The organism is Enterovibrio norvegicus (assembly GCF_002876705.1).
GTDB classification, from domain to species: Bacteria; Pseudomonadota; Gammaproteobacteria; order Enterobacterales; family Vibrionaceae; genus Enterovibrio; species Enterovibrio norvegicus_B.
On record NZ_MDAG01000012.1, the window covers coordinates 1 to 15,767 of the forward strand.

Annotated in this window: 12 protein-coding genes; 5 read left to right on the top strand and 7 right to left on the bottom strand. The window is 47.2% G+C overall.

What is annotated here, in order from left to right; translation table 11 throughout:
• Positions 1-88 precede the first annotated feature (88 nt).
• Complete coding sequence (locus BCT27_RS07010) at positions 89-1,585, bottom strand: aldehyde dehydrogenase (protein ID WP_102391867.1); 1,497 nt, start codon at positions 1,583-1,585, stop codon at positions 89-91.
• 199 nt (positions 1,586-1,784) lie between these two features.
• On the opposite strand from BCT27_RS07010, the gene aptA reads away from it, so the two are divergent.
• Both aptA and BCT27_RS07020 read left to right on the top strand, forming a co-directional pair.
• Entirely contained in the window at positions 1,785-3,119 is a 1,335-nt protein-coding gene (gene aptA, locus BCT27_RS07015; protein ID WP_102316672.1) for an omega-aminotransferase AptA, read from the top strand.
• A gap of 29 nt (positions 3,120-3,148) precedes the next feature.
• Positions 3,149-4,651, top strand: coding sequence for a CoA-acylating methylmalonate-semialdehyde dehydrogenase (locus BCT27_RS07020; protein ID WP_102395381.1), 1,503 nt, complete (start codon positions 3,149-3,151; stop codon positions 4,649-4,651).
• A gap of 110 nt (positions 4,652-4,761) precedes the next feature.
• Here the strand turns inward: BCT27_RS07020 and BCT27_RS07025 are convergent, their stop codons facing one another.
• From BCT27_RS07025 to BCT27_RS07035, 3 genes are all read right to left on the bottom strand, one after another.
• A complete protein-coding gene (locus BCT27_RS07025) occupies positions 4,762-5,394 on the bottom strand; it encodes an EAL and HDOD domain-containing protein (RefSeq protein WP_102391864.1) in 633 nt (210 codons plus the stop codon).
• A gap of 169 nt (positions 5,395-5,563) precedes the next feature.
• A complete protein-coding gene (lpxH, locus tag BCT27_RS07030) occupies positions 5,564-6,286 on the bottom strand; it encodes a UDP-2,3-diacylglucosamine diphosphatase (RefSeq protein WP_102391863.1) in 723 nt (240 codons plus the stop codon).
• 41 nt (positions 6,287-6,327) lie between these two features.
• The gene (locus BCT27_RS07035) at positions 6,328-6,825 is read right to left on the bottom strand and encodes a peptidylprolyl isomerase (RefSeq protein WP_102316676.1); all 498 of its coding nucleotides are present in this window, start codon (positions 6,823-6,825) and stop codon (positions 6,328-6,330) included.
• A 361-nt stretch (positions 6,826-7,186) separates the two neighbouring features.
• On the opposite strand from BCT27_RS07035, the gene cysS reads away from it, so the two are divergent.
• Together cysS and BCT27_RS07045 are read left to right on the top strand one after the other, a co-directional pair.
• Positions 7,187-8,575: a cysteine--tRNA ligase gene (gene cysS, locus BCT27_RS07040; protein WP_102316677.1), complete on the top strand. Its 1,389-nt coding sequence runs from the start codon at positions 7,187-7,189 to the stop codon at positions 8,573-8,575.
• Between the two features lie 489 nt (positions 8,576-9,064).
• Positions 9,065-10,030 carry a porin gene (locus BCT27_RS07045; protein WP_102395382.1) on the top strand — a complete coding sequence of 322 codons (966 nt, stop codon included), beginning with the start codon at positions 9,065-9,067 and terminating at the stop codon, positions 10,028-10,030.
• A gap of 95 nt (positions 10,031-10,125) precedes the next feature.
• On the opposite strand, the gene BCT27_RS07050 is transcribed toward BCT27_RS07045, so the two are convergent.
• Positions 10,126-10,764, bottom strand: coding sequence for a YchE family NAAT transporter (locus BCT27_RS07050; RefSeq protein WP_102395383.1), 639 nt, complete (start codon positions 10,762-10,764; stop codon positions 10,126-10,128).
• Positions 10,765-11,368: 604 nt separating this feature from the next.
• Here BCT27_RS07050 and adhE point away from each other — a divergent pair.
• Positions 11,369-14,071 (top strand): bifunctional acetaldehyde-CoA/alcohol dehydrogenase, encoded by a 2,703-nt coding sequence (adhE, locus tag BCT27_RS07055; protein WP_102316680.1) that lies wholly within the window; start codon positions 11,369-11,371, stop codon positions 14,069-14,071.
• Positions 14,072-14,211: 140 nt separating this feature from the next.
• Here adhE and BCT27_RS07060 read toward each other — a convergent pair whose 3' ends face one another.
• Positions 14,212-14,886, bottom strand: a complete 675-nt coding sequence (locus tag BCT27_RS07060; RefSeq protein WP_102316681.1) for an SDR family oxidoreductase — start codon at positions 14,884-14,886, stop codon at positions 14,212-14,214.
• Between the two features lie 267 nt (positions 14,887-15,153).
• On the bottom strand, positions 15,154-15,663 hold the full coding sequence (locus BCT27_RS07065) for a VC2046/SO_2500 family protein (RefSeq protein WP_102395384.1): 510 nt from the start codon (positions 15,661-15,663) through the stop codon (positions 15,154-15,156).
• Between the last annotated feature and the right edge of the window lie 104 nt (positions 15,664-15,767).

The window sequence follows — 15,767 nt, forward strand, 5'->3', positions numbered from 1 at the left end:
TACCTCGTACCTCGTACCTCTTCCCCCCAAACAAAAACGGGCAGTGAATCCACTGCCCGTTTTTATTCCCGTACGATTTCTACTATCGCTACAACGCAATCCACGTTGCTTTCACTTCCGTGTATTTCTCAAACGCATGGAGTGATTTGTCGCGGCCGTTGCCGGATTGTTTATAGCCGCCGAACGGTGCGGTCATGTCGCCGCCGTCGTAGTGGTTGATCCACACCATGCCAGTGCGCAGGGCTTTTGCGGTTTTGTGTGCTTTGCTGATGTCCGACGTCCACACCGCCGAAGCGAGGCCGTAGTCGGTATCGTTGGCGATCGCGATGGCTTGCTCTGGGGTATCGAAGGTAATCACAGACAGCACGGGGCCGAAGATTTCTTCACGCGCGATGCTCATGTCATTGTTCACGTTATCGAACACAGTGGGTTCAACAAACAAGCCGCCAGATGCTTCCATCACTCTCGCACCACCGCAAACAAGGTTTGCGCCTGCGTCTGTGCCTTTGCCGATATAGCCAAGCACCGTATCCAGTTGTTGTTGGTCCACCATGGCACCGACCTGCGTGTCAGGGTCGAGCGGGTGACCGGGTTGCCAGCCTTTTAGTGCCGCAACCACCTTTTCAACAAACACATCTTTAATAGAGGCTTCGACGAGAAGGCGAGATCCTGCGGTGCACACCTCGCCTTGGTTGAAGGCAATGGCTGAGGCGGCGGATTCTGCTGCCGCATCCAAATCCGGCGCATCAGCAAAAACAATGTTCGGGCTTTTACCGCCCGCTTCCAACCACACGCGTTTCATGTTGGATTCGCCCGCATAAATCATCAATTGCTTGGCGATGCGCGTCGAACCTGTAAAGACCAAGGTATCGACATCCATGTGCAGCGCGAGCGCTTTGCCTACGGTGTGCCCAAAGCCCGGCAATACGTTCAACACGCCTTTAGGCATGCCAGCGTCTAAGGCCAATTGGCCCAAACGCAGCGCGGTAAGGGGGGATTTCTCTGACGGTTTAAGGATCACAGAATTGCCAGAGGCAAGGGCAGGGCCGAGTTTCCAACACGCCATGAGCATGGGGAAGTTCCAAGGCACTATGGCCGCGACGACACCAATAGGTTCTCGGGTGATCATACCGATTTCATTGTGTGGCGTGGGCGCAACTTCGTCGTAAATCTTGTCGACCGCTTCCCCTGACCAACGAATAGCACGTGCAGCGCCATACACATCGACAGCTTTGGAATAGCGGATGGGTTTACCCATGTCGAGGGTTTCAAGCAGCGCCAATTCGTCACGGTTTTCTTCAATTAATTCCGCGAATCGAATAACGACTTTCTTTCGTTCAGCAGGGGGGAGTTGAGACCAAGCACCACTCTCAAAAACATGGCGTGCGCTGGCGACCGCATTATTCGCATCGTCAGTGTCACAGCTGGCGACATCAGACAGTAAACGTCCGTCAATGGGACTTAAACAGGGGAAAGTCTCTCCCGATACAGCATTGACGTACTCACCATCGATAAAAGCCTGACCGCGAATTTCAAGACGGTTGGCGTAAGATTCCCAATCATTGCGTGATGATAACGACGACATAATTGCCTCTCTAATCCATGTGTTTAACGCACTCTTCGCTCACTGTGCACCATTTCAAAATATTTTACAATTGGCCTGTTTTGTTCAATTTATAATCGATATGGCGTGTTTACTGTTCGTTATATTTGACATAGTATTGCAAATATTACTCGCCCAGCAACAACTCGTTAACAACGTAAAGCGGAAAGGACACCTGATTATGGCAGAGCAGAACCCGAACAATGCACATGCACAGTTAGATAACTTCTGGATGCCGTTTACGGCTAACCGTCAATTTAAGTCGACGCCCCGATTGTTAGCGAAAGCCGAGGGCATGTATTACACGGATGTAGACGGAAATTCAGTGCTTGATGGGACAGCAGGGCTTTGGTGCTGTAATGCAGGACATAGCCGTCGCGAAATCTCGGAGGCGGTCAGCCGACAAATTTCTGAGCTCGATTACGCCCCTACGTTTCAAATGGGTCATCCCCTTCCTTATGAGCTTGCTCAGCGTCTCGCAGAGATGTCTCCGGGGGATTTGAACCGCGTCTTTTTTACCAATTCGGGATCTGAGTCAGGTGATACGGCGTTAAAAATTGCACTGGCGTATCAGCGTGCAAGAGGGCAAGCAAACCGCACTCTATTTATTGGTCGAGAGCTGGGGTACCACGGCACAGGGTTTGGTGGTATCTCTGTCGGCGGCATGGCCAACAATCGCAATGCATTTAGCAGCCAATTGCTCCCACATGTCGATCACCTTCCGCACACCTTAGATATTGAACGCAACGCTTTCTCAAAAGGATTGCCAACGCACGGCATAGAAAAAGCCGATGTGTTGGAAACCCTCATCGAGAAACATGGTGCTGAAAACATCGCTGCAGTCATGGTTGAACCAATGTCTGGCTCCGGCGGAGTGGTATTGCCGCCTGTGGGTTACCTAAAACGCCTTCGTGAAATCACCACTAAACACGACATCTTGCTGATCTTTGATGAAGTGATCACAGGGTTTGGTCGTGTCGGCGATGCGTTCGCTGCACAGCGCTGGGATGTCACGCCAGACATTATTACGACCGCGAAAGCCCTTACCAACGGTGCGATTCCGATGGGGGCTGTGCTCGTGAGTGAAAAGATTTACCAAACCTGTATGCAAGCCCCTGAAGATACCATCGAGCTTTTCCACGGTTACACGTATTCAGGTCACCCTGTAGCGGCTGCCGCTGCGTTGGCCACACTTGATATTTACCGTGACGAGAAATTGTTCGAACGCTCTCGCCACATGGAGACTGAATGGGAAAGCGCGTTGCATTCTCTTGCTGGGCTAGATCATGTCATTGATGTGCGAAACACAGGGCTTATTGGCTGTGTGCAGTTCTCGCCAAGTGCTAAGGGTGCAGGGAAGCGCGGTTATGAGGTGTTTACTCAATGCTTCCAAGATGGCGTTTTAGTGCGCGCATCGGGCGACATTATTGCGCTGTCACCGCCGCTGATTTTGGAATCTAAACACATTGATCAAATCGTCACTACATTAGAAAAAGCCATTAAATCGGCATCTTGATTGTGCCCATTGCTGAGGGAAAGACGGACATGACATCAGTAACACACTATATCGACGGCAAATACACTGGCGCGAGCGAGAGAAGCCAATCATTGTATAACCCAGCGACCGGACAAGTGTCGGGAAGCGTTTCCCTTGCGTCTGCAAGTGAAACAGCTGCCGCAGTGGCGTCTGCGAAAGCGGCGTTTCCCGCGTGGTCTGAAACGCCGCCACTGCGACGTGCGCGCGTCATGTTCAAATTCAAAGCGCTGGTGGAAGAAAACATTGATGAGCTTGCCGCTTTGATCACCCAAGAGCACGGCAAAGTGATTGATGATGCAAAAGGCGAACTGACCCGTGGGCTAGAAGTGGTGGAGTTTGCCTGTGGTATTCCGCACCTATTAAAAGGCGAAATGACGGAACAAATTGGTGCCGGTATTGATGCATGGTCACTCAATCAATCTTTGGGTGTCGTTGCGGGTATTTCACCGTTTAACTTTCCCATCATGGTACCCATGTGGATGTTTCCTATCGCCATTGCGTGTGGCAACACCTTCGTGATGAAGCCTTCTGAAAAAGATCCGAGCTCGACGTTACGCATTGCGGAACTCCTTACAGAAGCGGGTTTGCCAGATGGTGTGTTTAACGTGGTGAATGGCGACAAAGAAGCGGTGGATGTGCTTTTGACACACCCAGATGTGCACGCTGTCAGCTTTGTCGGTTCAACGCCGATTGCAGAATATATCTACAGCACAGCGTCTGCGCACGGTAAGCGAGTTCAAGCGTTAGGCGGCGCGAAAAACCACATGGTGGTGATGCCCGATGCGGATCTTGACCAAGCGGTTGCTGCCTTAATGGGCGCGGCCTATGGCTCTGCGGGAGAACGTTGCATGGCAATTTCCGTGGCGGTCGCTGTTGGCAATGTTGCTGATGCACTCATTGAAAAACTGACACCGAAAGTTGAAGCGTTACGCGTGGGCAACGGCACTATCGACGGCATGGAAATGGGGCCTTTGGTCACCGCTGAACATTTGAAAAAAGTGGAAGGCTACGTAGCACAGGGTGTTCAAGAAGGCGCGACCTTGGTTGTCGATGGACGTGGCGTTAAGGCGGAAAATGTGGATGAAGATAACGCCGATGGCTTCTTCCTTGGCGGCTGCTTGTTCGATAATGTCACGTCAGACATGACGGTGTATCGTGATGAAATCTTCGGCCCTGTTCTTGCGATCGTGCGTGTGCCGGATTACGCCACAGCCGTAAAACTCATTAATGAACATGAATTTGGTAACGGCACGGCTATTTTCACTCAAAATGGCGATGCTGCGCGACAGTTCTGTCATGAGATTCAAGTCGGTATGGTCGGTGTGAACGTGCCAATTCCTGTGCCCATGGCATTCCATAGCTTTGGCGGTTGGAAGCGCTCCTTGTTTGGCCCACTGCACATGCATGGCCCTGATGGCGTGAGGTTTTATACGAGACGCAAGGCGATCACGGCGCGTTGGCCAACCGGCATTCGTGCCAATGCCGACTTTATTATGCCAACCATGAAGTAGCATTTAATGCGTGAAACAGCGTTTGATACCTGAAACAACGGCATTAAAAAAGGAGCCCATCTGATGTGGCTCCTTTTTTGTGTGTTCATATGGCTAACAGCCTGTGCTGCCTATGCCACGTGTTCTGCAACATGCTCGGCAACGTCGCTAAATGGAATCCGCTCAGGCTTACTCAGTTGGTAACCTTGGAAGAGGTCGAACCCGAGTTTACGCGCGAATAGCAACTCCTCAGCGGTTTCTATTTTTTCCGCAAGAAGCAGCAACTCAGGCGTTGATTTGTACTCTAAGACAAAGCGGCTGATGGTCTCATGGGAGAGCGCACGGAAGTCAATCTTCACAATGTCTGCCAACGGCAGGAAGGGACGCCAGGCATCGCAAGGGTTGAAATCGTCAAAGGCGATGCGATAACCGCGGTTTTTCAAATCAACCAACACATCGAATAGCACAGTATCAGGTACACAATTTTCCAGCACTTCAATCACCAGATCTTTCGGCGGGTAGTTGAGTGCAGTGCCATTGATTAGGCTTTGATAAGAGAAGTTAACGAAACAAGGCTGTCCGTCTGAGACGGTTTTGACGGATTTTTTCCCTGACACAAAGAGGTCGTTGAGCACTATCTCTGTGGCATATTCCGCGGCAACGAGAGGAAACGTATCACAGCGACCATCTCGAAAAAGCAACTCATACCCAATGCGTTGATTTTGTCGATTAAAAATAGCCTGTCGTGCAATGTTAGAACTCATATAAAGCCAAAATGCCTATGAATTAGGGACACCTGATAAGTGTATTTGATGTCTTAAAAGTGAGAGTGCCAATAAAGACTGATATTTCGCGTCGAAAATTAAATGATCAAATTCATACTTTTCTAAACACTATGAATTTGAGGGCATCTAATTTTGAGGGAGTTTTCGGCTAGAACGACCGTGTTTCTAACTTGCAGCCGTCTTTGGTGCAGGCAAGTACCGAGCCCTGAGTATACCAATCGCCTAAAACGATTCGTTGCGCGAGATCATTGCCGATTGAGAAGGTATGAATATCTGGGCGGTGTGTGTGACCATGAATCATTGTCATTACATTTTCTGACGCCATTACGCGTGAGACTTCGTCATGATCAACGTCCATGATGTCTTCGGCTTTTTGCTGGTTGCTCTCTGTGCTGCCTTTACGGATCTTACTGCCAATGTTTTTGCGGTAAGACAGAGGGAGACGCATGAATAGCCACTGCGCAAAAGGGTTATGCACTTTCTTTCGATAGCGCTGATACCCTTCATCCTGAATGCATAAGGTGTCGCCATGCAAAATCAGGGTGGGTTTTCCGAACAAATCAATCACGGTATGTTCAGGCAGTAAGGTCATGCCTGACGCTTTTGCGAAACGTTTACCTATCATGAAATCGCGATTTCCATGAATGAAGTAAATAGCAACGCCTTTGTCAGAAAGCACTTTCAGTGCGGCTGCCACTTCGTGATGAAGCGGAACGTCGTCGTCATCACCTACCCACACTTCAAACAAATCCCCAAGAATATAAAGGGCGGATGCGAGAGGCGCTTCATCGTTTAAAAAACGGTAAAAACAATCGGTGATTTCAGGATGAGAAGGACTGAGATGAAGATCTGATATAAAAAGTACTGTCATAGGAAAGAGGGCAGCAAGTAACCTTGCTGCCCCTCATTGTCTTATTCTTCGATGGTTACGCTGTTGATCAGCACTTCTTCAACAGGCACGTCTTGGTGTACGTAGCCCCATTTACCCGTTGCAACACCTTTGATCTTGTTAACAACGTCCATGCCTTCAACCACTTCACCGAACACACAGTAACCCCAGCCGTCCATAGACTCAGATTTGTGGTCTAGGAAGGTATTGTTACCCACGTTGATGAAGAATTGTGAGCTCGCTGAATGCGGTTCCATCGTACGCGCCATTGCAATGGTACCAATCGCGTTGCTTAGGCCATTGTTTGCTTCGTTCTTGATAGACGCGCCAGTTTCTTTCTCTTCCATGCCAGACGCCATACCGCCGCCTTGGATCATGAAACCGTCGATGACACGGTGGAAAAGCGTGCCGTTGTAGAAACCATCACGGCAGTACTGCAGGAAGTTTTCTGACGTAAGTGGCGCTTTTTCAGTGTTAAGTTGGATTTTGATGTCACCAAAATTGGTATGAAGCGTAACCATGTTTTGTTCCTAATTTAATTAGCTTTTCGCTTAGACGTTTGATTCTATCCCAACGGGCGCGACATTCAACTGATTACGACGAAAAAGCCCTTCCGATGGTGGCGTGGTCTTCATGTTGCTACGTAATTCTGTCTGATTCATCGCCCTTGTATATTTTCGTGAAGGTGTTGAGTACAAAAATAATCATAGACTGTGTTGGATCCTGTTGATTTGACCCTTCAAATCGAACACCTAACCACCTTTTGAAACCCTGTGTCTTGAGGTAATATGTATTCAAGTAACCTGCATTCAGTATCTTCAGGTTGCTTACGTATACATCTCTAGTGTTTAGCTAATAATTGTAATGGGTAACTCGACAACCATGTTAAAAATCTATAACTCTCTCACCAAACAGAAAGAAGAATTCAAACCGATTGAGCCAGGCAAAGTTGGCATGTATGTGTGTGGGGTTACCATTTACGATTTGTGTCATATCGGCCACGGTCGCACGTTCGTGTCTTTTGATGTGGTGTCTCGCTACTTGCGCTTTTTGGGTTATGACCTGAAGTTTGTCCGCAACATTACCGATATTGATGACAAGATCATCAAACGTGCTGCAGAAAACGGTGAAAGCTGTGATTCACTCACCAACCGTTTGATTGGCGAAATGCACGCAGATTTTGATGCATTGAACATGAAACGCCCAGACATCGAACCACGTGCGACTGAATTCATTGCTGAAATCATCGAGTTGGTTGAACGCCTGATTGAGCGTGGCTATGCCTACGTTGCGTCAAATGGTGATGTACTGTTTGAAGTCGCGAAATTTGATGATTACGGCAAGTTGTCTCGTCAAGATTTGGACCAGTTGCAAGCCGGTGCGCGCGTTAATATTGAAGAAGCGAAAAAGAGTCCACTGGATTTCGTGTTGTGGAAAATGTCTAAGCCGGGTGAGCCAACATGGGAATCTCCGTGGGGCGCTGGTCGTCCGGGCTGGCACATCGAATGTTCTGCGATGAACTCAGCAATCCTTGGTAATCATTTTGACATTCACGGTGGCGGCTCAGATTTAACCTTCCCACACCATGAAAACGAAATCGCACAATCTTGCTGCGCCCATGATACCCAGTATGTAAATACCTGGATGCATAGTGGCATGGTGATGGTTGACCGCGAGAAAATGTCAAAATCGCTGGGTAACTTCTTTACCATTCGCGATGTTTTGGGTCATTACGACGCTGAAACCGTGCGCTACTTCTTGATGTCAGGTCACTACCGCAGTCAGTTGAACTACAGCGAAGAAAACCTCAAACAAGCACGTGCTGCCGTTGAGCGTTTATACACCGCGTTACGTGGACTTGATTTGTCTGTTGTTGCCGAAGGCGGCGAGGCATTTGTTGAGCGCTTTAAAGCAGCAATGGATGATGACTTCAATACACCAGAAGCCTATTCCGTGCTGTTTGATATGGCGCGTGAAATCAACCGTCTAAAAGCGGAAGATGAAACTTCTGCTGCGAAACTGGCTGTGCGTATGCGTCAGTTGGCAGACGTGCTTGGTTTGTTGGGTCAAGAACCTGAAGCTTTCCTTCAAGGAAACGCTGCGGGTGGCGATGATGATGAAGTTGCGAAAATTGAAGGTCTAATTAAAGCGCGTAATGATGCGCGTGCAAGCAAAGATTGGGCTGCTGCTGATGCGGCGCGAGATGCACTGACCGACATGGGTATTGTGTTAGAAGATGGTGCCGCTGGCACAACGTGGCGTCGTAAGTAACCACGACCACTAAGTCGAAAAAAAACACGAAACGGAGCTTAGGCTCCGTTTTTTTATGTCCATTTTTTATTTTCATGCTTTTTGGAGGGGGTATGGGTTGTGTAAGAAGAACGGACAGTTGGTTGAGAACGTCGAAAAAGTGAAACATGCTGCATTAATAAATTTAACAATTCATTATCACCATGAATACATCCATTAAATCAGTGAAATCGGATGTATTTTCTAATCTGGTAGTGTTTTCATCTTTAAGTGTATGAATTTCTTGGGTTGACTAAAAAGCCAGATAATTTTCGTATGGAAAACATGTCATTTTCTCAAAGATAGAACAAGAAAAAATCCTGCATATCCCATGATGTCGGTAGTCAACGTGAAAGGTTTTTGAGCCCTGTCTTGTGGTCAGGTGGGGTTCGTCCGATTGAGCGGTACGGAAACTTTTGATGTTGCTCTCTAGGAAAAGAGATTAACGATAAGTCTTTAAGGACAGCAGCAATGAACAAAATTATTTTCTCTACAACACTACTGAGCACGCTCATTTCTACTTCGTCATTTGCCTTTGAGGTGTATTCCAATGACGATTCTTCTCTACTTTTAGGCGGCCGAGTCGAACCGCGTTTTAACGTTTCAGATGCAAACGAAGTTAACCCAGGTGATAGCTCTTTTGAGGATATCAGCCGAGCACGTATCTACATTGATGGCACAACCCGCGTCAATGAAGATGTCTCCGTGTTTGGTTTTTACGAAGGTGAACTTACCTCAGAGTCCAATACATCGGATATCGAAAACCGATACATGTACGCAGGTGTTGCGACAGGTTTCGGTGCGTTTTCCTATGGTAAACAGGACTCTGCTCAGGTCATTCTGACTGACGTGACTGACATCATGGAAACGTTCGGGGGCAGTGCCTCAGATCTTGTGGAAGGCAACCAAGACAAGCGTGAAAACAACTTTGTTTACCAGCTTGAAATTCCTTTTGGTGTGACAGCGACTGCTAACTACATTGCCTCTGATGAAGAGGACAATGACAGCGCGGGTCTTTCACTGATCTATGACGATCCGATTGGCTTTGCCTTTGGTGTAGGTTACGTAGATGGCAAGCAAGCGTTAGGTGTGAACAACGTTGATGCAAACCAAATGAACGTGGTTGCTTCTTACGCTGTGGGTGATTTCTACATGGGCGGTATATACGTCTCGGGCGAAATCGACAACGTGGATGTTGACGGTTATGAAATCGCAGCCGCTTACACGCTAGACGATTTCGTCTTCCGCTATGTCTACAACAACCGTGATGCGGACGATAAAGCGAAGATCTCTGATTACGAAGTTGATTACCATGCGATCGAAGGGGTTTATAACGTAACCAATAACTTCTTGGGTTATGCGGGTTACGAGTTCAATCGTCTTGATGGCAAACAAAACGATGATCAGTTCCAAGCCGGTATTCGTTACAACTTCTAACGGTTAGCTAACGGACAAACCAAATAAAAAAGGAGCCTTTACGGCTCCTTTTTGTGTTTAGAAAGGGAAGAGACGCATTCCGTGCCTGAAGCCGATTAGCTAAGACCGGGGAAGAGCGCTCGCATCCCATTCGCAATAAATTCAATACCCAGCGCACCAAGGATAAGACCCATGATACGGGTGATAACGTTGATGCCAGTTTGACCCAAGAACTTAACAATGGATGGGCCAAGGCGCAGCAGTACCCAAATACCCGCAGAGAAAAAACTAATGGTACCAATTAACCCCAAGGTATCTAACGAGCTCGGATAGCGGGAAGAATACACAATGGTGGAACTGATGGCTCCCGGCCCTGCCAATAGCGGCATTGCGAGGGGAACGACACCAATCTGCTCGCGGCTGATGGACTCTGATTGTTCTTGCTTGTTCTGTTTCACCTCGCCGAGCTTACCGCTCATCATGGTGAAGGCAATGCTGACTAACAGCATGCCGCCAGCAACACGGAACGAATCTAGCGAAATGCTGAAAAGATCCAACAACAATTGTCCCGCTAAAAGAGAAACAATCAAGATGGCGGCAACAGCAAGGCTTGCAGTGTAAGCCGTTTTGTTGCGTTCAGCAGGGTCTTGGTGCGCAGTCAAAGACACAAATATCGGCATGATGCCCAGTGGATTTACAGCGGCAAACAGACCAATGAAAAATTGAAAAAATATTACAAGCTCGATGCTATTCATTCCAATGACTCGATGGGTGACACGATAATCTGATTTCGATCGCAAATATCTCAATCATCGGCGCTAGTATAGCGTCGAATTATTAAATGCCAATTGCTAGATAGCGAGGGATCGTCTAGCAACGAATTTATTGAATAAGATATTCATGGATATAAGCAAAGGAAATAATTTAAATATATTTAAAACAGATAGATAGTGACATTGGAAAGCTGAGCTTACGCGGTTTGGCACTGGAATAAATATGACATTGATCACATTAAAATAACTTATTCAACAAATGTCACTGAAAGTAGTTATACATGTGTATGAGCCACGAAAGCAGTGTGTTACATTCCCGTGGTTTTGTTGTGGGAATTGGCAAATAAAGCCAATGATAGCCTACGATCTGTCTAGTAAACGTACAATAAACGAAAATATTTATGAAAGTTTACTACATATGATCCTGATCAATTTCCTGAGTTTGTGAAAATCTATAATCGGTTTTGAAAGTTATTTACTAAATGCTTGCCAAGGCTCACTGAGGAAGTGTGATGCTTAGGCCTCTAACAAAACGAGCATGTAGTTACTAAATAATTTTCAAACTTTAGGTATGTAGGAGACAACTATGCCTGTAACTAATGTAGCTGAACTCAACGCAATGGTTGAGCGCGTAAAAAAAGCGCAGAAAGAATTCGCAACTTACTCACAAGAGCAAGTTGATAAGATTTTCCGTGCTGCTTCTCTAGCTGCTAACAACGCCCGTATTCCTCTGGCACAACAAGCTGTCGAAGAATCTGGCATGGGTATTGTCGAAGACAAGGTTATTAAAAACCACTTCGCTTCTGAATTTATCTACAACAAATACAAAGACGAAAAAACCTGCGGCATCTTGGAAGAAAACGACGAGTTCGGTACTTTCACTATCGCTGAACCAGTAGGTATCATCTGCGGTATCGTTCCAACCACCAACCCAACCTCAACGGCTATCTTCAAATCTCTTATCTCTTTGAAGACACGTAACGGTATTATCTTCTCGCCACACCCACGTGCTAAAAACTCAACGAACGACGCTGCGAAGCTGGTTCTTGATGCTGCAGTTGCTGCTGGCGCACCAAAAGACATCATCGGTTGGATCGACGAGCCATCTGTAGAATTGTCTAACCTTCTTATGAAGCACGATGACATCAACCTTATCCTTGCAACTGGCGGTCCAGGCATGGTTAAAGCGGCTTACTCTTCAGGTAAACCTGCTATCGGTGTAGGCGCAGGTAACGTGCCAGTTGTTATCGATGAAACGGCTGACGTGAAACGCGCAGTGGCTTCTATTCTGATGTCTAAAACGTTCGATAACGGTGTTGTGTGTGCTTCTGAGCAAGCGGCAATCGTTGTTGATTCTGTTTACGACGAAGTGAAAGCACGTTTTGCTTCTCACAAAGGTCACGTACTAAGCAAAGACGACGCAGCGAAAGTGCGTAAAGTCCTGCTTATCGACGGTGCGCTTAACGCGAAGATCGTTGGCCAACCAGCAGTTAAGATCGCTGAAATGGCAGGCGTAACTGTACCAACTGACACCAAAGTACTTATCGGTGAAGGTCTAGGTAAAGTGTCTTATGACGACGAGTTCGCACATGAGAAACTGTCTCCAACACTGGGTCTGTTCCGCGCTGATGATTTCGAAGATGCTGTTGCTCAAGCAGTGACCATGGTTGAAATCGGCGGTATCGGCCACACGTCTGGTCTTTACACGAACCAAGACGTTAACCAAGACCGTATCCGTTACTTCGGTGACAAGATGAAAACGGCGCGTATCCTTGTCAACATCCCAACCACTCACGGTGGTATCGGTGACCTGTACAACTTTAATGTTGCACCATCACTGACGTTGGGTTGTGGTTCTTGGGGTGGTAACTCTATCTCTGAGAACGTAGGTCCTAAGCACCTTATCAACAAGAAGACTGTAGCGAAGCGAGCTGAAAACATGCTGTGGCACAAACTACCGAAATCAATCTACTTCCGCCGTGGTAGCCTACCAATCGCACTTGGCGATTTGGAAGGCAAGAAACGTGCGATGATCGTGACTGACCGCTTCCTGTTCAACAACGGTTACTCTGACGAAATCGTTGCGTTGCTGAAAGCACAAGGCATGGAAGTGCAGACGTTCTTCGAAGTAGAAGCCGATCCAACATTGTCTGTTGTAGAGAAAGGTGCTGCAGCAATGCAGAGCTTCCAACCTGACGTAATCATCGCATTGGGCGGCGGTTCACCGATGGATGCAGCGAAAATCATGTGGGTAATGTACGAGCACCCAGAAACGCATTTCGAAGAACTAGCAATGCGCTTCATGGACATCCGTAAACGTATCTACAAATTCCCTAAAATGGGTAAAAAAGCAGAATTGGTTTGTATCACAACCACTTCAGGTACGGGTTCAGAAGTCACACCTTTCGCGGTTGTTACTGATGACAAGACTGGCGCAAAATACCCACTGGCTGACTACGAATTGACACCACAAATGGCAATCGTAGATGCAAACCTAGTGATGAACATGCCTAAGTCGCTAACCGCATTCGGTGGTTACGATGCAGTGACTCACGCACTAGAAGCATACGTATCAGTTCTTGCGAACGAGTACTCTGATGGTCAAGCGCTTCAAGCTCTGAAGATGCTGAAAGAATACCTACCATCAAGCTACGCGAACGGCGCAACTGACCCAATCGCTCGTGAGAAAGTACACAATGCAGCGACCATCGCAGGTATCGCGTTTGCTAACGCATTCCTAGGTGTATGTCACTCAATGGCGCACAAAATTGGTGCTGAGTTCCACCTACCACACGGTCTGGCGAACGCACTACTGATTTCTAACGTGGTTCGTTACAACGCGAATGACAACCCAACAAAACAAACAGCATTCTCTCAGTACGACCGCCCACAAGCACGTCGTCGCTACGCAGAAGTTGCTGAGCACTTGGGTCTAGCGCAAATCGGTGACAGCACAGCACAGAAAATCGAGCGCCTACTTGCTTGGTTGGAAGAGTTGAAACTAAACCTAGATATCCCATTGTCTATCCAAGCGGCGGGTGTATCTGAGTCTGACTTCCTAGCGAAATTGGATGGACTAGCGGTAGAAGCGTTCGATGACCAATGTACTGGCGCAAACCCACGCTACCCATTGATCACCGAGCTGAAAGAAGTACTGGTTGCATCTTTCTACGGTAACGCATTTGTTGAAGGTGAGACTTTCGAAGGTACAACTGTTATCAAGAAGAAAGCAGACCAAGAAGCAGCGAAACCAGCAGCAAAAACAAAGAAAGAAGCAGCTAAAGCGTAATTCGCTGACTGACTCTTAGAAAAAAAGCCCGCATGATGCGGGCTTTTTTTATGGGAAACTTTCATTGAAGTGCATCGAATGCATTGAAATGAAGGATGAGACGCGTCTCTTTTATCTTTTCTTCTTACGTTGCGTTGCGTTCAACTGGCGGCTTCGAGAATACGACCTGTAAAGCTGTCGTTTTCTACGATATACGCAGCCCCATCAATCATGTCGTAGTTAATGGCAGGGTGATGATGAATGAGCCCTTTGTCGTTATGACGTAGACGAGGTAATACGCCCCCAACGCGAATATTCGCATGCTCAAGCTCTTGAGCCCAACTTCGTGTAAGCCCTCGGATCACCGCATTTGAACTGTCGAGTGTGATTTCTTCTTCCATGTCTGTCAGCACACCAGGAATATTAACAATCACACCTTTGCGTCCGGTATCGAGCATGTTGAACGCGGCACCGCGACCGAACAGGTATAAATTGGATGCAACATCTGCAATGGTTTGATTGACCGTATCGCTGCTTGCCAAGAGACAAGGTAGACCACCGGCTTGCCAATAGTTGATCAGAACATCAACCGCACCCATTTCGCGGTTTACCTCTTCAAACAGATAAGAAATGTTATCCACATCTCTGCTCTCCAGGAAGAAGGAATAACAACTGCCACCCGCCGTTAAACAGGATTCATAGGTTGCCTGAAGTTTTTGGCAATCCGTATCAACCAACGCCACGCGCGCTCTAAGTTTGCAGAAATGCTCGGCCATTGCGCGGCCTGTTGGTGTTCCTGCTGCTGTAATTACAATGACGGATTTGGCAATATCCATTGTCTGACCTTACTTATCTATTTACGACACATCCATTGTTATACTGCTTTCATTAACAACTTATACCCAGCTTTTTAAGAGGTGGATAACAATCTTGGACCATGATCCGTGAAAGTGGTATGAAGATGTGCAAAAAAGAGTGTGCAAACTGTGTGCAAAGTTGATTTTTTAGGAAGTGATCACAGTTATGTTTTATTTGGGAATCTAGCTTGAGGTGGAGATGGGAACGTGATAGGGCCTGATGCTTAGTGTTTAATAATCAATGCTTTAGGCGTGAGCGCTTAGCTCTTGGTAGCGTTTGGCGATAACGAGTTGATTATAAAGGTTTACCGGATCCAGTTCGGTAGTTGTGCGGTTTTCAGCAGCTAGCTTTCTACGCTGATGACCTGACAAGTTATGGTACACATCTTCGCCCAAATCATGTGTTCCAAATGCAGGAAAATGTAGTGCAGAAGGTGAAACGCAATGGTTAAAACGCGCACTGTCGATCCCTGATTGATGAAAGGCATCTGCTTGTTTTCCACAAAGATCGTAATCAATCTCCTCCGCTGAAAGACGAGCTGGCTCAGGAAGATTGAGCGCTTTTCGTAAATCGGCATCTGTCGATTTTTCTGGATAAGGAGGGTCGATAGGGGTGGTTTCTGTTGCATCCACAGAGAGCAGTGCAAGCATTAAGGCAAAATCCGAACGACGGCCTTGCGTCACAGCATGGCTAAGCTGATCGCCTAACTGAACATCTGTGATTAAATTGGCTTTGTCGAGTGCGTGAATTTGCATAATTCTCTACGGTCATATCGGATACCTTTTTTGTATCGGCATGAATGACCGTTGCTTTAGGCTTTATTTCACTCTTTTTTCATTTGGTTACGGGCGGTTAGAGA

What these genes read in the sequence shown, in the direction of transcription:
- BCT27_RS07010 (WP_102391867.1), bottom strand. Translation starts at nt 1,585, where the DNA reads ATGTCGTCGTTATCATCACGCAATGATTGGGAATCTTACGCCAACCGT.
- BCT27_RS07065 (WP_102395384.1), bottom strand. Translation starts at nt 15,663, where the DNA reads ATGCAAATTCACGCACTCGACAAAGCCAATTTAATCACAGATGTTCAG.
- BCT27_RS07060 (WP_102316681.1), bottom strand. Translation starts at nt 14,886, where the DNA reads ATGGATATTGCCAAATCCGTCATTGTAATTACAGCAGCAGGAACACCA.
- lpxH (WP_102391863.1), bottom strand. Translation starts at nt 6,286, where the DNA reads ATGACAGTACTTTTTATATCAGATCTTCATCTCAGTCCTTCTCATCCT.
- cysS (WP_102316677.1), top strand. Translation starts at nt 7,187, where the DNA reads ATGTTAAAAATCTATAACTCTCTCACCAAACAGAAAGAAGAATTCAAA.
- BCT27_RS07025 (WP_102391864.1), bottom strand. Translation starts at nt 5,394, where the DNA reads ATGAGTTCTAACATTGCACGACAGGCTATTTTTAATCGACAAAATCAA.
- adhE (WP_102316680.1), top strand. Translation starts at nt 11,369, where the DNA reads ATGCCTGTAACTAATGTAGCTGAACTCAACGCAATGGTTGAGCGCGTA.
- BCT27_RS07020 (WP_102395381.1), top strand. Translation starts at nt 3,149, where the DNA reads ATGACATCAGTAACACACTATATCGACGGCAAATACACTGGCGCGAGC.
- BCT27_RS07045 (WP_102395382.1), top strand. Translation starts at nt 9,065, where the DNA reads ATGAACAAAATTATTTTCTCTACAACACTACTGAGCACGCTCATTTCT.
- BCT27_RS07050 (WP_102395383.1), bottom strand. Translation starts at nt 10,764, where the DNA reads ATGAATAGCATCGAGCTTGTAATATTTTTTCAATTTTTCATTGGTCTG.
- aptA (WP_102316672.1), top strand. Translation starts at nt 1,785, where the DNA reads ATGGCAGAGCAGAACCCGAACAATGCACATGCACAGTTAGATAACTTC.
- BCT27_RS07035 (WP_102316676.1), bottom strand. Translation starts at nt 6,825, where the DNA reads ATGGTTACGCTTCATACCAATTTTGGTGACATCAAAATCCAACTTAAC.